This window comes from Sphingobacterium sp. B29, assembly GCF_001952815.1.
Classification (GTDB): domain Bacteria; phylum Bacteroidota; class Bacteroidia; order Sphingobacteriales; family Sphingobacteriaceae; genus Sphingobacterium; species Sphingobacterium siyangense.
In genome coordinates this window covers 3279921-3297366 of record NZ_CP019158.1, presented here as the reverse complement: position 1 = coordinate 3297366, position 17446 = coordinate 3279921, and the positions used below count along the sequence as shown (strand labels likewise).

14 protein-coding genes are annotated in these 17446 nt (G+C 43.2%); 11 read left to right on the top strand and 3 right to left on the bottom strand.

All coding sequences use genetic code 11. From position 1 onward, the window contains the following. Positions 1 to 262: 262 nt before the first annotated feature. The 11 genes from BV902_RS13745 to BV902_RS28470 all read left to right on the top strand — a co-directional run bounded on the left by BV902_RS13745 (position 263) and on the right by BV902_RS28470 (position 11316). Positions 263 to 2641: a TonB-dependent receptor gene (locus tag BV902_RS13745; RefSeq protein WP_237241629.1), complete on the top strand. Its 2379-nt coding sequence runs from the start codon at positions 263 to 265 to the stop codon at positions 2639 to 2641. A gap of 47 nt (positions 2642 to 2688) precedes the next feature. Further along, complete coding sequence (locus tag BV902_RS13740; RefSeq protein WP_083663609.1) at positions 2689 to 3444, top strand: HmuY family protein; 756 nt, start codon at positions 2689 to 2691, stop codon at positions 3442 to 3444. Positions 3445 to 3473: 29 nt separating this feature from the next. Continuing rightward, positions 3474 to 4097 (top strand): hypothetical protein, encoded by a 624-nt coding sequence (locus BV902_RS13735; RefSeq protein ID WP_075992429.1) that lies wholly within the window; start codon positions 3474 to 3476, stop codon positions 4095 to 4097. Between the two features lie 273 nt (positions 4098 to 4370). Beyond that, positions 4371 to 5111, top strand: coding sequence for an HmuY family protein (locus BV902_RS13730; protein WP_075992428.1), 741 nt, complete (start codon positions 4371 to 4373; stop codon positions 5109 to 5111). 39 nt (positions 5112 to 5150) lie between these two features. Next, positions 5151 to 6137: a hypothetical protein gene (locus BV902_RS13725; protein WP_075992427.1), complete on the top strand. Its 987-nt coding sequence runs from the start codon at positions 5151 to 5153 to the stop codon at positions 6135 to 6137. Positions 6138 to 6204: 67 nt separating this feature from the next. Beyond that, positions 6205 to 6774 (top strand): hypothetical protein, encoded by a 570-nt coding sequence (locus BV902_RS13720; RefSeq protein WP_075992426.1) that lies wholly within the window; start codon positions 6205 to 6207, stop codon positions 6772 to 6774. Between the two features lie 162 nt (positions 6775 to 6936). Then, the gene (locus BV902_RS13715; protein WP_157626070.1) at positions 6937 to 7851 is read left to right on the top strand and encodes a hypothetical protein; all 915 of its coding nucleotides are present in this window, start codon (positions 6937 to 6939) and stop codon (positions 7849 to 7851) included. Positions 7852 to 7859: 8 nt separating this feature from the next. Further along, the gene (locus BV902_RS13710) at positions 7860 to 9002 is read left to right on the top strand and encodes a cytochrome-c peroxidase (protein ID WP_237241628.1); all 1143 of its coding nucleotides are present in this window, start codon (positions 7860 to 7862) and stop codon (positions 9000 to 9002) included. A 197-nt stretch (positions 9003 to 9199) separates the two neighbouring features. Further along, positions 9200 to 10447 carry a S41 family peptidase gene (locus BV902_RS13705; protein ID WP_075992424.1) on the top strand — a complete coding sequence of 416 codons (1248 nt, stop codon included), beginning with the start codon at positions 9200 to 9202 and terminating at the stop codon, positions 10445 to 10447. A 141-nt stretch (positions 10448 to 10588) separates the two neighbouring features. Then, on the top strand, positions 10589 to 11152 hold the full coding sequence (locus BV902_RS13700) for a biliverdin-producing heme oxygenase (protein WP_075992423.1): 564 nt from the start codon (positions 10589 to 10591) through the stop codon (positions 11150 to 11152). A 29-nt stretch (positions 11153 to 11181) separates the two neighbouring features. Next, the gene (locus BV902_RS28470; protein WP_257786987.1) at positions 11182 to 11316 is read left to right on the top strand and encodes a hypothetical protein; all 135 of its coding nucleotides are present in this window, start codon (positions 11182 to 11184) and stop codon (positions 11314 to 11316) included. A 332-nt stretch (positions 11317 to 11648) separates the two neighbouring features. Here BV902_RS28470 and BV902_RS13695 read toward each other — a convergent pair whose 3' ends face one another. The 3 genes from BV902_RS13695 to BV902_RS13685 all read right to left on the bottom strand — a co-directional run bounded on the left by BV902_RS13695 (position 11649) and on the right by BV902_RS13685 (position 17445). Further along, positions 11649 to 12653 (bottom strand): metallophosphoesterase, encoded by a 1005-nt coding sequence (locus tag BV902_RS13695; RefSeq protein WP_083663608.1) that lies wholly within the window; start codon positions 12651 to 12653, stop codon positions 11649 to 11651. 9 nt (positions 12654 to 12662) lie between these two features. Beyond that, positions 12663 to 14312: a RagB/SusD family nutrient uptake outer membrane protein gene (locus BV902_RS13690; RefSeq protein WP_075994769.1), complete on the bottom strand. Its 1650-nt coding sequence runs from the start codon at positions 14310 to 14312 to the stop codon at positions 12663 to 12665. A 94-nt stretch (positions 14313 to 14406) separates the two neighbouring features. Further along, positions 14407 to 17445 (bottom strand): SusC/RagA family TonB-linked outer membrane protein, encoded by a 3039-nt coding sequence (locus BV902_RS13685; protein ID WP_075992421.1) that lies wholly within the window; start codon positions 17443 to 17445, stop codon positions 14407 to 14409. Position 17446 lies beyond the last annotated feature (1 nt).

Genomic DNA, 17446 nt, shown 5'->3' with positions numbered 1-17446 from the left:
TCGCATCTCGCCGTTCAACTTGAGTACAAAACAAATCAATAATCAGTCTAAATACAAATTATATCGAATCTTTTAGAATAGTACTCCACAACGTAAAAAGAACTATAAAACACTACTAAACAGCAATATACCCCTTAAAACAAACTACTTTTCAGTCCACAAAAAACGGATTAAATAGAATTTATGACATTTTGCATAGAGAAAAATTCAGACGGATTACCGTTTTTTGTAACATTATTTAGAATTAGTAAAAATAAAAATAGTGTTTAGAAGCATCTCATCTATTCGAACAAGCACCCTGATCGCCTTATGTGCCTGCCAGGTTTATACCCTGCAAGCACAGGAAAAATGGAAAATCTCCGGTGTATTGAAAAACGAATCCAATAAAGGCGTAGCCAATGCGACCGTATATCTTTATCCGGACAAATATGCTTTTAAAACAGATACTGCAGGGAGATTTCAATTTAGTCAGCTCTATGCTGGGCGCTACGAATTACAGGTACAGGCCATGGGTTATCAGCAGTACCGTCAAGTTATCGATTTGGAAGACAAAAATCAGCAGTTGAACATTGTGTTAAAAGCTGAAGAACGGCAGATGGATGTAGTTGATGTGCAGGGCAAAGTGCAGGCTGTAGACAATCTCGTTAAGGCCGAAAATGCCGCCATGCCCGTTAAAGTCATCACCAAACGTGAAATTGAGCTTATGGGCAGCCGCCGTCTGGATGAAGTTTTAAAAGAACAGACGGGTATTGCCATCGTCAACGATATTGCCGGGGGCTCCAGAGCTGTTGGTGTACAGATCCAGGGTTTCAGCAGCAACTACGTGATGGTCCTTGTAGACGGACAACCCATGCTGGGGCGCAATAGTGGCAACTTTGACCTATCCCGTATCTCGGTGACCAACATCGAACGTATCGAAATTATCAAAGGCGCATCCTCCTGCTTATACGGCAGTGACGCATTGGGTGGTGCGATCAATATCATTACTCGCCATGGTGCAATCACACCACAGGCACAGGCATCGCTTCTTTATGGCAGTCTCAATACCGTTGATGCAACGCTGGAAGCAGAAACACCTTTTGCTAATCAACGCGGGAGCGCCGTCTTTTCGGGCAATTACTACCGCACGGATGGTTTTAATACCGACAAGCAGTATCTGGACTCCAAGAGTACCACTTTTCCGCCCTATACCAACTATAGTTTCCAGGGGCGACTACGTTATCGTACAAGCAAAAATGGCACTTTGGGCGTTACAGGGCGTTATGCAGCCCGAGAATCTGAAATGATCAATGCATGGTCCGAATCGGCCACACTACAGGATAAACAAAAAGATCAGGACATCAATCTTTCGGCGAGTTACGACCATAATTTCGAGTCGGGACTGCGCAGTATGACGCGTTACTATTTCTCGCGTTTCCACTCCCAGATTGCCGCACAATGGTTGCAACAAGGTATTGTTGCCAGTGCCGAGCAATTCGCTCAGAATGTACACCGCATTGAACAGCAATTTGCGTATAGCCCCGCACAACAGGTCAAACTTACCGGTGGTATAGGCGGCAGTCTTGAACTGATGGACAACCAGGATCTGGATGCCAAACGCTCATTGAACAGCGCATTCGCCTATTTGCAGACCGAATGGAAACCTGTAGACCGCTTATTGACGACGCTGGGTCTACGCTACGATCAGACCAATGTCTACAACGGCCATCTGAGTCCAAGTTTAGGCCTGCAGTATCATCTCAGCCCTAAGCTTTTGATCAAAGGTGGTATCGGAGCAGGATTTAAGGCACCCGACTATAAGATGCGCTATCAGGTCTTTTTCAATCCAGCAGCCAACTATTTGGTCGTGGGCTCAGAGCGCGTAGCCGATGTGATTGCAGCCATGGATCAAGCCGGAGAACTGAGTTATAAAAACAGCTATATGCTCAATTTGGTGGCGGGTAACCTCAAAGCCGAAACCAGCATTTCAAACAATATTGGACTTACCTGGAGTCCGTCCAATAGATTTCAGGCCGATTTCTCGGTCTTCTACCATCGGATCAACAATCAGATCAACACAGTCAGTGTGGGTAACGGGACCAAAGTAGCACAGATCTATAGCTACCGCAACCTGCCCAAAGCCATGAATAAAGGTTTTGAAGTTTCATTGGCCTATCAGGCGACCAAAGATCTGCAATTGTCGATGGGCTATCAATACCTGATTGCCAAAGACCTGAGTGTTTTGGATAGTATTGCCAAGGGAAGTTATCCCTATAACCAGATCAACGATCCCGCTACAGGCGAATATCGCCAGAGCAAAAAATCGGATTATTGGGGTATTGAAGACCGTTCGAGACACATGTTCAACGCAAAAGCCCAATACGAATATAAACCCTGGGGCGTCAATGTCAATGCGCGTGTCAATTTCAGAAGTGCCACACCTTTTCAGGAATACAATGGCAACCAGTTTATCGACAAATATGACATCTTTATCCCCTATCATACACTGGTGAATATGACGGTAGAAAAGAGTCTGATGAACCGCAGATTGACACTGCGTCTGATCGGTGACAATCTATTCAATTTTACAAGCCGTTATTTACTTGGGCAACCTGGACGCGTTATTATGGGCGGCGTGAGCTACCGTTGGATAAAAGAATAATAAGGACTAATGAACAAGAATTTAGCACACAAAGTACAAGATAAAAGATGAGAACGATTCGCATGATTATTGGAGAATGTAGCATCTGGCTTTCCTTTCACAAGATTGGCCGTTGTATTTTTTCAGCACTATTGCTATTGACAGTGGTATCCTGTGGGAAAGACAAAGACTATACGATCGGATTAGAAGATGGCAAAAGTACCTTGATCAAAGATCTTGCTGGCGATACCGATGCAGCCATGGGTGAAGGTACTGAAGGAAAAGAGCAAAGACCATTTTTTATATTTCTTTTTCGTTTTAAAGACCAAAAGCAAATATGGGTTAAAACCAAAGCCGATTCTGCGCAGTGGCTTAAAACAAAAGATTGGGATATTGCCTTTACAGGTCCTTACAATTCGGAGATCTATGTGAATAATTCCCAGCATGAATACAATCCGGGATATGGCGGCCAGGCAAATAATACCGCTGTGGTTTTACTGCGACAAGCCTATCAGAGTGTCACTGTAGCCCCTTCGGATGAAGAGTTTAATAAAAGTGAAGTAAACAAAATTGGCTGGGCAGCAACAGATGGTTCGGATGGCTGGTTTCGTTATAGTTTGAGCACCCATATTATGCAGGCGCTCCCCAATCGTACCTATGCGATTCGCTTACCTGATGGCAAATATGCCAAATTACAGCTGATCAATGCCTATAAGGGAAACCCAGCGGCGGTAACCAACCTCAATTGGCCTGCCCCATACTATACATTTAGATATTATGTACAGCAGGATGGCAGCAAAGATTTAAATACAAACACATTATAATAAGGAAAAATTACACAATTAAATTAAAGATGAATAGATTATTTACAACAGCAGCACTACTATGTGCATTGAGTTTAGGTTTTACTTCTTGTAGCAAGGACGAGGCAGTGGTAGAGGAGCCAACGGAGCAACCAGAAGAAAAGCCTGAGGACCCAAAACTTAGTGATGAGACAGCTGTTTCATCAACTGCAACAATCGCAGTTCCTTCTGGCGTAAAGACTTTTTATGATTTTAAAACAAATACTGTTCAGGAAGAAACTAAGAGTATGATCAATCTTTCGGGGATGTATGGTTCAACTTTACAAAACACTTCATCAGATAATTATAAAATGGGCTATTTTGATCAGGCAAACACGAGTATTGAAAAGCTGACACTAACATCGGTATTAGCAGCCAACATCACGTTGACTGACAAACTCGGCATTGATGCGTCAAGTGCCGGAGCACCAGTGACAGGCCCAACATGGATTATCTATGATTTTGCAAACAATCATGCTGTCTACCCTACTGCCAATCGGTACATCGTAATGTACAAAGGTGAGAAATTGAATAACGAAGCAGATGAGCTTTATGTAATTCAAGCAGGCGGCATTACTGCAGCTAATGGAAATGCAACCTATAACATCAATTTTAAAAAGTTTGTTAAACAGTAGTAAACTGAAATATAAGTTTGAGAAGGTCTATTGAGAAGGCCTAAAGAAACATACTAGCAAATCAGCTGGTTAAAATTCCAGCTGCTTTTGTTAACCAAAAATCAAAAACCGAAAAAAATATATTAAATACCAATTTTCATACACACTTTATCAGCAAAAGATTTTATCTTTACTATTATTTAGAATCAATTTAAATAAAAATAACATACTAGCAACCCTACTACATGTATAGAAAAGGGACAAAGTATCGACTAACACAAAAAACTAGTAACAATGAAAATAAAGAAACGCAGCAACCTATTAAAATTCATACCGATATTGGCATTTTTAATTGTGTTGGGGGCCTGTAGCAAAAGCGAGCCCACAGTAGTAGAGCCTGAACCAGATCCTGTTGCACCAGAAGCTATGTTTAACCGCTTGATTACGGTTAAGAACTTTGGCGAAGACTTACCTGCTGGGAGTGCACCAACCACGGCGCAATCACCAATATATTACAGCCTGGAACAGAACAAAGCTGTGACACCGGATTATAAACTAACCGCACGATGGGACATCTCTTGCTCAGAAATATACCGCAGTTTTATCAATTGCAACAATACAGCAAATGGATTTGGTAAAGGTGGCCCAGGGAAAGGCGGTATACTCATTGTGAAGAAAAAATTTGAAGATGTAATCGATATCCCTTCAGACGCCGAGTTTCGCAAAGGTGAAAAAGCATATGGTACAGATGATTCAGGAGCATTTGGTGAAGGTCTAGGTTGGTATTTATATGATTTTGATGGCGTAATCAAAGGTGGTGGAGCCGAAAACAAAAAACACGTTTGCTATCCTATCGAAAACAATACATTGATCGTCCGTACAGCCCAGGGGAATTATGCCAAGATCAAGATACAAAGTATCTATAAAGACCTCTTGGATCCAAAAGATTGGTTTAAAGATTCACCAACACCCTACTTTTCTTTCCAATATGTACTTGCCAAAGCTGGCAGTACCAAATTTACAATCACTAACTAAAAAAATAAGCATAGCTTACTTATTAGACACTAAACTAACATGAAAAGAATATACAGCATTTTAAGCTTCCTTTTTGTAGGATTGCTGCTAACCCGCTGCACCAAAACGGAAGAACTAGCCTTACTTCCAGCAGATAAAATACTGGAATACAAAGTCACCAATCTTCCAAATGACGAAGTTATTTATGGAGCCATCGACAATGAGGCCAATACCATTACGGTTTATGTCCCCTACTACTACGGTCTATTGGTGATAGATCCGAACATTAAACTCTCCAATGGAGCCAGTATAGCCGAAGAAATTTTGCCTGTTAAAACAGATGAAAAGAACCAGACGTATACTGTAAAGTCCGCTACAGGTACCACAAGAACCTATAGCTTAAAGATTGAATTACAAAGTACACCATCTTTTGAAGCGACTTTTGCATCGACATCTTCTATTTCGCTTACAAAAGGCCCTGGAGGTGCTTTTCCAGCTATTAATGGAACCTTTATGCATACCAATCCTTCATTGGTGAGTATTGCATTGATTAATCAAGAAACCAAGGAGCGATTTAAGATGGCTACGCCCAATAGCTTGAAAGTTTCGGTGATTGGATACCAATTAAGCTATACGGGTACCGAACGGGAAAACCGCATTCCATCCGATATTAAAGCAGGCACTTATGATGTAGAGGTGACCAACATCAACCATACCATTACATTAGCCAATCCGCTCAAAATTACATATCGTCAACCGGATGTAATTGTTAGCTTATCGGGTCTAAATTTGGCAAAAAATAAAGACTGGACCATTAAAGCCAACTTAGATAAAGTGATTTTAGATCCGACAGCTGTTATTATGACACTCAATGGAAAGGATTATCCATTGACCATTAAATCTTATAACCGTACCGAAATGACGGTTTCCTTACCAACAAATCTTCCAATCGGAACCTTTGATAACTTACAGATCAAATTCCAATTTAAAGACTGGGCCGATGTTGTAAAGACACAGTTGTCTCCAAGTACAATAACGGAATCATAAACAAGCATCCACAGTATGCCATGGTGGCATCAAAATTAAATAAATTAAAACAAGAGGAGATCTCAACATGAACTCAAACATCAAAACTATCTTAAAATCAGCGATGGCCGTGACTGTGCTATCGGCAGCAGTATGGGCAGCAGCCCCAACAACAGAATCAGCAACAGCTCCTTTAGCGCTGAACCAAGCTAAGGCAAATAGTAACTACACTGTTGTAGGTCAATGGTGGAGCCCAGCAGCTGCAGCAACTTGGCCTGCAGTATATGTCGACCTTGCTACAGGTGCACAAAGCTTAAGTAGCTCTGGCCAAGTTGCATTCTTTAGCCATGTAAATGGTTCGATCAAGGCTAATGGATCTTATTCGATCAGAACGGTAGCAAAAGACATCGCTTCCGTTACAGCATCAGATTGGGCAACAGCGACTCCAGTATCATCACAGGGTAGTGGCGAATGGTATGAATATGATTTAGATAGCCATGCAAACCAAGCAATCCAACCTTTGACAGTGTTGGTCGGAAATTCTTCCGGAGCTTCGTATGCTGTTAAGTTAATTAATTTTACAAATGTTGGCCAACAAGTAGTGGCAGGTCAATTACAAGTAAAAGCTGATACCAATATCGAAGTTAAGGCATTATAGTCCTTCCTATTTAATGAATGAAAGATTCCGCAACCTGGTGGATGGGTTGCGGATCTTTATAACCTAATCATCATCCGCATAACGATTTTTTAACCAAAAAAAATTATGCAACACTCATTTTTGAAAAAACAAATACATATCATTCAATTCCTAGCTATTTTTATGCTAGCATTAACATGCTGGTCCTGTAAAACCGAATACCCCAGCCTACCCTACAACGACATCGAATCCTTTAGCATTCAGGATGCTGATGGCAAAACCTTGTCAGCCAGTATTGTGAATGACCAGATTATCTTATATTGGCCACCCTTGGTGGAGCAGCCCGAAAGCATTACGCCCACTATTAAAATTTCGGAATTAGCGACAATTACTCCTGCATCTGGGACAGCAATACAGTTACAATCCGACAAACCAATTACCTATACTGTGCGGGCACAAGATGGTTCCAGCAAAAATTATACATTGGTATTCCAGTACAACCAGCCGCTGGTACAGGCAGAAATGAATCTGCTTGAAGGCAAATATTACCTTAGTTACCCAAAAAATGAGGATTTGGTAGTACGAGGAGAAAATATTTTGCCAGACGAGGCGCAAACCAAGGGCTATCTGGTCGATAAGGATGGAAAAGAGACCTTACTTTCTTTTTCTCAACCTCCAACATCTTTTATTGCACAATTTAATACTCCAGAAGATCTCAAACCAGGCAAATACCACATCAAACTGATCTCCGGACGTTACACGAAACTCACCGATGCTTTTGAGGTATTTTTACCAACATTATACAATGTCATAAAATGGCAGGATTATACTGGCAAAAAGGGCGGCGACCTGGTGCTGAACATAAACAGTAAAGAGACTTATGAACTTTATTTCAAGGCAGATTTTGACCATTTTATAGCGATTGATAACCTCAATAACGAATATACTAGCAACAATGTAGTCTTTGATGTTGCAACGATGACGATAAAGCTATCCATTCCCGTATCTGTACAGGGAAACGCAATTAAATCCTTGAAGATGATGGATAAAAACGGGAACTTATTATCAGAAGGTGATTTTAACATCTCTTTAAATTAATTAACACCTTGCCTAAGATATTTTTGACCGCATATTTTCGCTATCGTACAAAACCTTTAATCACAGCATGTTTCGCGGCACTAGCAGTATGCAGTTGCAGCAAGAGCGCTTCTGTCCCAGAAGAGCCTACAGCTCCTACTTTGCCTGAAGAAACCTTACGTCAACAATATAGTAAATCGGTAACGCAATGGCCGGCTGCCACTTGGTACAACAATATCAAGGTACGTGAACTGGCCGCTTTACCTGAAAACCCATCGAAAGATAAGGCCGAGCTTGTAGCACTTGGAAAAGCCTTATTTTTCGACCCCCGCACCGGTAATGGCATGAAGACTTGCGCTTCATGTCATAATCCGGACACCTACTGGATCGACCAAAAAACAACGGCAGATGGTATCGCACTGCATCACCGCAATACACCTTCCATGGAAAATGTCTGGTACCTGGAAGGCAAACTCTTCCACGACGGCCGCGCAACGACTTATCGAGAGCAGATTGCCGAAGCCATCAACTCCCCCATCGAAATGGGCGGAAATACGACTGCTTTACCCGCTAAGCTGCAAGCTATACCAGGCTATCTTCGTTTATATGAGGCGGCTTACTCGAGCCAGACGATGAGCGTCGAAGGATTGCTGGATGCCATAGCAGCGTATTCAAGATCAATTAGCAGTGGTGAAACCACCTTTGACCGTTTTATCCAAGGAGATTACCAGGCATTAAACGATGCACAGCTCGAAGGCCTCCATCTGTTTCGCACAAAAGGGAAATGCATCAACTGCCATAATGGTGCCTTCTTTACCGATCTCGATTTTCATAACCTGGGCTATGCTGTTACCAGCAAAGGTGCCTTGGACAATGGTCGCTTTGAGACAACAGGACTGGAAACAGACAAAGGTAAATTTCGCACGCCGGGTCTGCGCAATGTGATCCATACTGCACCCTACCTGCACAATGGTAGTATTTCGAGCTTAGGTGAACTGATCAACCTGCTGAGTCAGGGCATGCCCCAAAAGACAGGACAACAGATCAATGGCACCTTATCGCCGCATATTCAAAATGTCCGATTGAGCAGTAAAGAACAGGAAAATATCTTGGCTTTTTTGGAGAGTTTATCCAGTGTACCAAACAAAACAGAACGACCTGTATTGCCCTAAAATAAAAAATCCCAAAGGGGATACCTTTGGGACATTTTGAGTACTCCACAGTAGCAGAGGCATCAAAAATTAAATAAATTGGCACAAAATTAGGCTTTTATATTAAATAAAAAAGTAAAAAAGTATTAAATTTCAGATAATTATCCATTTTGTAGCGAATCAACTACAAGGAAAAGGAACAAAATGCACATTATATAATGAGTCGAATCAGCCAAACAGTTGGTCTATTAGTTATAATAACTGCTATAACAGCTTGTCAGAACGGCAGTAAAACAACAACTTTGCCCGATGAATTTATTAGTCCAAAAACAGGAACAAAAAAAGAATTGACTCTCGACTCAATCTACCTGTATGCCAAACAGCTATACCGCTGGCAGGAATCTCTCCCTTCATATACCACTTTTGATCCGCGGACGAAATATGCACAGATAGACCCCGAGCAAACGGCTTATGAGCGGGCACTTTTTGCCCTCAGCCAATACGCTTTGCACAAGAAAGATAGACCTTACGAATTGTCTACCATCCCGAATAAACCCAAATATTCATATTTGGAGCGTCGTCGTAACGACAAGAAAAGTAGTGGTCACATAGCCAGCATAGAAACACCCTACAGGTATGCTACACACCTGTCCTACTGGTCTGCGGGAAAAAAACGGATTGCTTATGTTTACATTCCCTCCTTTCCCCAGCTCCAGACAGTAAAGGCCGAACTGGATCAGCTTGCAGCCGAACTGGCTCAAAAGCAAGTTACTCATCTCATCCTCGATCTACGTCATAACGGTGGCGGTTATGTGGAGACCGCAGAATATTTAGCCAACCTCATTAGCCCAGCCAAACTGGATAAAAAAGTTATGTTCAGCGAGCAATTTCATCCGAATGTACAGCAAGGCAAAGCAAAACTACTCCTTAAACAACCCTATCTGGATGCAAATGGCAAAGTGGTCCAATACAAAGGACGCCCTGCCACCCTCGCCGATGTAGATTATAGTGAAAAAGCCAATACGCATTACTTTATCAAAAAGGGACATTTCAATTCACTACAGCAGCTTTCATGCATTGTATCTGAACGCACGGCTTCGGCAAGCGAACTCCTGATCAGCAGTTTCAAACCTTATATTCCGATACGCCTGATTGGTCAGCAGACTTTTGGCAAACCCGTAGGTTTTTTTTCAGTCCACATTGGAGATTTCGATGTATACCTGGCCTCGTTTCTCATCCGGAATGCCAATGGCTGGTGTGATTATTTTGATGGAATACCCGTCGACCTGGCCTTAGCTCCGGTAGAAACCTCCCGCCATCCCTGGGATCCAAAGGAAGCCTGGCTTGCAACAGCGCTAAAGGACATTACAAAAGATGAAAATCTCACAGCAATTTCATCCACGACTTATTTTCCGGTCACAACGTTAGAAGACCGCTTGCTTAAAACAAACTTTAGGTTAAAGTAAGAAACTTATTGCAGCCGGACTTTGTCATACTTATGTTTAAATTAAAACCATTTTTCATAGATGATAAAGCAGAAAACAGCATAAATTTGTGGAAATAAATACGAATCTTTGTATAGAATCGTTATAAATAAAAATAAGAACATGTTAAGTCAACATATCAAAGAGCAAACGCACGCAGCTCACCAAAACGTAGAAGGAACGATCGTGCGCCAATTGAAAAATATTCGTTCAGAAGCAGATTACGCAGAAGTATTGAAAGGCTTTTATGCTTATTTCCGCGCCGTAGAAGATAGTATCGCTCCTTTTGTTACCGCAGAAGTATTGCCAGATTTGGCCGAACGCCGCAACTCATCTTACATCAAAAGCGATATCGAAGCTTTAGGTGGAAACGTAGATAACCTGCCAGAAGCAAATGCTCCAGCTGTAGCAAATGTACAGGAAGCACTTGCATCATTATATGTTTTAGAAGGTTCAATCATGGGTGGTCCGTATATCGTGCAGATGCTCAACAAATATGGCGTTACCAAAGGAACTTCTTTTTTTGAAGGTTATGGCGAAAATAGCCGTGAGATGTGGGCTGGATTTACAACGGTATTAAACAAATATTCAGAAGATCCGGCAACTTACGATCGCGCAGTAGAGATTGCTAACCAAACTTTTTATAACTTTGGCGAAGTATTCACTCCTATTGCCAGTGCAAACTAAAATTGGAGTGTTCGTGTTTAATCCCATAAATGGAGCAAAAAGACAACAAATCTAAATGGCTTAAGCGTGCCGGAATTGGAGCATTTCTCTTCTTTCTGGCCAAAGGACTCGTATGGCTCGCTGTATTCTTTTTCGCAGCGAAGTCCTGCAGCATATCTATTTAACACAACGTATGAAGCATTCATCTGACGCGCAAAAAATGCGTCAGATGAATGCTTCTATCCAATCAGACCTTTTTCAATCCAATCCGCTTTTTTAGCCCAGACTAGTCTGTTTTTTTACCTTGAGCGCCAATGTATTCGGGTTGTGTTCGTATTGTGTTCGGACCACCTTCGGAGCTCGACAATCTGGTAACCACTATTGACCAAATTCCGACCAGGTAATTCCTGTTCAGGGTCTGTACGATAGCTGTTCAGCAACTGTACAATATCTGTATCGCATCCGAATAAGGTACGAAGCAGGTACGAATCTGCTCCATACCGCCTGCCCTCTTACCTTATACTTTTGTAACCACTGTCCGATAAAGCTCCATCCCCTCATGGCTGATCACCTGACAAGCTATTTCTTCGCTACTGATCGAGAAAGAGAAAAACCCGTATTGATCTTTCGCAAAACGACTATACGGCAGATCGGTTTTTACAGGCGTTACCTCTGATCCTGCCCCTGAGATAAACTGATGAAACTTCTTGCCTTCCACTTTTAAGTGCTGCAGCGAATGTTCATGTCCTGAAAGGTAGATATCTACTCCCCGCTTTTCAAAGATAGACTCCAAGACTTTTCGAACTGCCAGGGTGTCGTAATTCGTCGTCCGCGGCCCCGCCGTATACAGGGGATGATGACCGACGACAATTTTCCAATGGGCATCCGAGTTTTCCAGTAGCTGATCTAGCCAGGCCAGCTGTTTCTCAGGTTGCTGTCCCGCAACATGTGGCCCATACTCGCTGTTACTGTAAAATTCAGGAATCATCGGATTAGTATCGATAAAGGCCATCAGTACTTTTTTTCCATCCTTAAGTGCAAATGTCTTGCTGTAATAACGCGCAGGCATCTTCCAACGTCTGCTGATCGTACTATAACGTACCTGTGCATCGGGATCTGATTTATAATCGTGGTTTCCCAAAATGGGATACCAGTCCCATTGCAGCGAAAATGCGGTATAGATATTTTCAAACGAATAATGCCACAGGGGATCATGTTCACTGACCACTCCGGAAGGGTAAAAATTATCACCGGTAGAAATGATAAAGTCATTGGGATGCTGATCGGCCCATTGGCCCATCTGTCCCGCTACAGCCAACTGATGGTCGGCACCATTGCGTCCCCAGTCGCCTACAGCCATAAAATGAAGATCATAGGCATCTTTGGGTTTCAAAAGCTGTTGTATATCTTCGCTTTCAAGTTGCGTAGGTTTTGTCAGACCGAAACTACTGAGCGTAATTCCGCCCAGGCCGGCTGTAATCGCCGTGCCCAGGGAATTTTTCATAAAAGTTCTGCGTTTCATCAATAGATTTTAATAACCAGGATTTTGTTGCCAGTGGGTGTTTACGTTTAATACAGTTGTTGGTACGGGAAAAATACGACGGAACTTCTCGCTCATGCCGGCAGGATACAGCGATCGGAATCCCCAGTTATCTTCAAATTTTCCGTAACGGATCAGGTCATTTCTACGCCAGGATTCATCAGCAAACTCACGTGCCCGCTCATCCAACACATCCTGCAGACTTGGGGCAGCCGTGAGCACAGGTGCATTAACATAGGCTCGGATCTGATTAACCAAAGATTGTGCGGTCTGACCATTGGTCGCTGTAGCCCCACGGAGTATAGCCTCCGCTTTCATCAACAGGATATCGGCATAGCGAAATACAGGTACATCATTGCTCTGATTACGCTGATTGGCTGATGTAACGGCTACGTCCATATAAAACTTAATGGATCTGTACCCCATTGAGCGCCCCTTTTGGTCGTTACCTACATTCAGTGTGGCCGCACCATCCGAACGCAAAGTAATTTCTTTAGTGGTCTCCAGTTGCCAATCAAACTGCGCATCTGCATCCGCAGCATTATAATCCTGATCTATGCCGCGTTTGGAAGTTCTGATCAGAAAAGGTCGAGTCTTATCTTCTGTATAATTTGACCAGTAATATTGCTTACCGCCGATGTATGAGGCATTCCTTTCGTCGCCTGCCAGATTAAATTTCTCCAAATAGCTCGGTAATACACGAAAAGTCCCCCCAACACTTTGAGGCAATGTTGCAAACTGATTTTGGGCACTGCGATGTATCCAGAAGCGCGAATAAGTCATACCCTGCTGTTTTTCACGATCATAGGGTATGGCAAATATAAAATCCTTTACCTGATAGCCATTATCGGGGCGAAACTTGGCCATAAACTTGTGGCTTGTCAGGTTAAACTGTCCTGAGGAAATAATCTGGTCGCACATCGCAACCACATCATTTAACTTTTCATTTTGTGCACTTGGATTGTAATTGGCTACGTCCGTAGCCGTATAAACAGCCCAGTTGAGATACAACTTAGCCAGCAATGCTTCGGCCATATATTTCGTCGCTTTTCCATAGGTTGCTACAGAAACTGTGGTCGGTAACAAATCCTTCACCGCAAGCAATTCGGCCTCAATAAAACGGCAAATTTCAGCACGGCTTGAACGTGCGGGGACAGCATCAACAGGCCCTGTGATCAACGGTGCGGCGCCAAAATTATCCATCAGTATAAAATAATAATAAGCACGGATTGCGCGGGCAGGTGCAGTCAACTTTTCTTTATCTTCCCCGAATAATGCGATGGCATTATTGGCTAAGGTGATTCCAGTGGAAGCATCGTTCCAGATACTTGGCAAGAGGCCATTGTCTGCGTTCCAATTGTGCAGATGGAATTCACGGTATCGACCGCCATCAAACCAGTCTGTTCCCATGGAAACACTCACTGCTTCATCTGCCGAGAGTGTTTGCACCATCCAATGATCGCGCCCCATTGCGCCACGATAGGCGGCATATACATCGGCAAGAATTGCCTCGGCTGCACGTTCCGAATCCGGAAATTCCGTCAGCTGTGATTTTATATCAACATCCAGATCGGTACAAGATCCCAGCGAAAAACTCAATGCTGATAAGGTTAATAAACGAATTAATAGTGTTGGTTTCATATACATTAGTTCTTGTTCTATAGGCCATGTGGCATGCACCATTTATGTCAACAGGATTGTTTCGATAAGAAGTTTTCCATCCCACAGGTCTGTCTTATAAATTAAAGTTAAGGCCAAACATAAACGTTCGCGTCCGTGGGTAGGTCTGACGGTTATCAATTCCCGGTGTTAGGCCTCCCAAGCCCACCTCGGGATCAATACCTTTATATTTCGTCAGCACAAATACGTTGTTCATCGTTGCATATACTCTTAGGTTTTTAATCGGTATATTTTTCATCGGTATCGTATAGGCCAACGTAACATAAGCCAAGCGTAGATAGCTTCCATTCTCCAGGTAACGATCCGATAGGTAATGTGCATTGATATCCGTCATGCGCTCGGTTTCCACAACGCTGGCAAGCACGTTTTTTTGCCCTGCATTACCAACAACGTTTGAATGGCGCGCTCGGGTAGCGTTCATAATTTTCTGTCCAAAAGCACCTTGGAACATTCCATTTAAAGAAAAATTCTTATATGAAAAGCTATTGTTCCAACCCAGTGTCAACTTGGGCTGTGGACTTCCCGTCACAGCCTGATCTTTCTTCTGTGGCGTTGTGGTTGTTTCGCCTGTACGCTCGCCCGTTTTCTCATCTCTGGTATAGAATACCGACACCCCTTCATCGTTGTAGCCTGCCCATTCCCAGGTATAAAACTGACCTATAGGTGCTCCCGGTGTCAGCCTCTGCTGAAATACATTGGTCTGCCCAGCCCCACCGAGATCCGACAATTCGATATAATCCTGCGTAAACTGCTCGTTGGCAATGCTCACCACCTTATTGGTATTGTGCGACAGCACCAATCCGGTATTCCATTTGAAATCCTCTTTATCAATGGCCTTTGCATTCAGACTCAGTTCAATCCCTTTGTTCTCAATTTCACCAACATTGGCAGTCAGCGTTGGATAAATATATTTCGATTTGCTTACCTGATAATCATAAATCAGGTCACTTGTTTTCTTTTTATAGACCTCCAAAGACCCTGTCAGACGATTTTTTAGAAACCCGAAATCCAGGCCTAGATTAATCATACTGGTTGTTTCCCATTTGAGGTTCGGATTGCTATTGCGTAGCACCATCAAAGTACGTAATGGGCTTACCTGACCATCGGCACTTACATAATCGAAAAACTTGGATGAGGCACCACGTACAGACTGCGCTGTAAATGCGTCAAAGCCCAATGAGTTGCCACTCACCCCGAAACCTGCACGCAGCTTTAAGTCATCAAAAATTCCGGTTTCACGGATGAATGATTCCTCCGAAAGGCGCCACGCTGCAGACACCGAAGGAAATGTCGCCCAACGATTGTTGGTTCCGAAAGCCGAGGAACCGTCGCGTCTTACCGTCGCCTGTAGGAGATACTTGTTATTATAGGCATAATTCACACGACCATAAACAGATATCATACGCAAGGTGGAAAGATAATAGTTCCCAAAGCCCAACAAATCAACTACATTGGCCATACCCGGATTATAATAACTCAAATCATCACTGTAATAATCGGAAGTCGTCAATTGAAAGCCATCGTTATTGTTGTTCTCCTCCCATGAATAACCTGCCAGTGCAGCTACCTTATGTTTTCCGGCGAATGTCCTTTCATAACTCAGGTTCATTTCCATCACTTTCCGTTCATCTTCTACCGCGGCACGGATAGATTTACCATTCTGACCACGTGCTGCCATCGAAAACATGGAGTAGTACTGAGCATTGTTAAACTGCCTATTTTGCAGCGAAAGATCAATATTATAGGTTAACCCGGGCAAGATCTCATAGCCCAGTTTCGCATGCGCTTGGAGCACCTTAGTTTTAGAAAAATTTGTATTCTCTTCAATTAAGGAAAGTGGATTGGCATATTGCGAACGGTCGGCTTTTTCAAACCAGGAACCATCGGTATTTCGGACCGGCGATACAGGCAGGTAATAGTACATCGCATCATACACGCTGAGTCCCTGATCCAAAGCAAGCACATCATTCTGCTTGGTGATACTTGCGTTGATATTGAAAGAAGCCGTCAGCCGATTATTCAGCGCCTTGGTCTGCAAAAACGCTCGAGCAATCTGCCGCCCCATATCAGTCCCTTTGATAACGCCATTGTTTTTGATGGTATTGAGACTAATGCTATACTGTGTTTTTTCTGCACCTCCAAGAATGGATATATTATGGTTGTTCGATATCCCTGTTCGCTCAACAGCTCTTTGCCAATCGGTATCTGCCCCCAAGTCGTCCGTTGGTTCCATCGAAAATCCATTATCATTGACATAAGACCGGTATTGCGCTGCATTCATCATCTCATAATGCTTAGCCACTTTATCGATCGCCAGATAGCCGTTGTAATTGATATTGGTCTGCCCTGATTTTCCACGCTTCGTTGTAACGATAATAACGCCATTGGCCGCTTTTGAACCATAAATTGCGGTCGCTGAGGCATCACGAAGCACGTCAATAGAGGCTATATCATCGGGCGCTACCAAAGCCAGCGAAGCGCCCGGGACCCCATCGATCACATAGTAGGGTTCCATCGCTTCACCACTACGTAGCGTTGAAGCTCCCCGGAGACTAACGGAAGGCGTAGCATTGGGATTACTGTTGTTGCTCGAAATCGTCAGGCCGGCAACTTTCCCCTGCAGCATCTGTGCTGGCGAAGTAAATACGCCGACGTTCGCATCTTCTGCTTTGATGGTGCTGATGGAACTCGTCAGGTCCTTTCTGGATACACGGCCATAGCCAATGACGACCTCATCCAGTTTAACCGCACTCTGCTGAAGCTTCACACTCAACGACAAAGGCTTTCTTGCTTCAACGACATAACCCGATAACGTATCGGACTGAAATCCTACCGCCGAAAACACAAATCGATAGCCTGCATGTTCTACTAAATTCTGAAAATGGAATAGCCCCTGGCTATTTGTACTGGTGGTCACACTTGGACCTCCATTATCCTGAATGGCCTTAACGCTGACTCCAGGGAGAAACTCGCCCTTTTCATTTTGTACAGCTCCTTTCACTTGTTGCTGCTGCGCATGTACATGGGTAAGTCCAGCGGAAAGCAACGCAAAAATAAGCAGGTTCTTTTTTTGTGGATTTTTCTTGTTGAGCATA

Bases quoted from the DNA above. Each gene is read 5' to 3' on its own strand.
- BV902_RS13740 (WP_083663609.1), top strand. From the start codon at position 2,689: ATGAGAACGATTCGCATGATTATTGGAGAATGTAGCATCTGGCTTTCC.
- BV902_RS13735 (WP_075992429.1), top strand. From the start codon at position 3,474: ATGAATAGATTATTTACAACAGCAGCACTACTATGTGCATTGAGTTTA.
- BV902_RS13730 (WP_075992428.1), top strand. From the start codon at position 4,371: ATGAAAATAAAGAAACGCAGCAACCTATTAAAATTCATACCGATATTG.
- BV902_RS13725 (WP_075992427.1), top strand. From the start codon at position 5,151: ATGAAAAGAATATACAGCATTTTAAGCTTCCTTTTTGTAGGATTGCTG.
- BV902_RS13720 (WP_075992426.1), top strand. From the start codon at position 6,205: ATGAACTCAAACATCAAAACTATCTTAAAATCAGCGATGGCCGTGACT.
- BV902_RS13715 (WP_157626070.1), top strand. From the start codon at position 6,937: ATGCTAGCATTAACATGCTGGTCCTGTAAAACCGAATACCCCAGCCTA.
- BV902_RS13705 (WP_075992424.1), top strand. From the start codon at position 9,200: ATGAGTCGAATCAGCCAAACAGTTGGTCTATTAGTTATAATAACTGCT.
- BV902_RS13700 (WP_075992423.1), top strand. From the start codon at position 10,589: ATGTTAAGTCAACATATCAAAGAGCAAACGCACGCAGCTCACCAAAAC.
- BV902_RS28470 (WP_257786987.1), top strand. From the start codon at position 11,182: ATGGAGCAAAAAGACAACAAATCTAAATGGCTTAAGCGTGCCGGAATT.
- BV902_RS13695 (WP_083663608.1), bottom strand. From the start codon at position 12,653: ATGAAACGCAGAACTTTTATGAAAAATTCCCTGGGCACGGCGATTACA.
- BV902_RS13690 (WP_075994769.1), bottom strand. From the start codon at position 14,312: ATGAAACCAACACTATTAATTCGTTTATTAACCTTATCAGCATTGAGT.
- BV902_RS13685 (WP_075992421.1), bottom strand. From the start codon at position 17,445: ATGCTCAACAAGAAAAATCCACAAAAAAAGAACCTGCTTATTTTTGCG.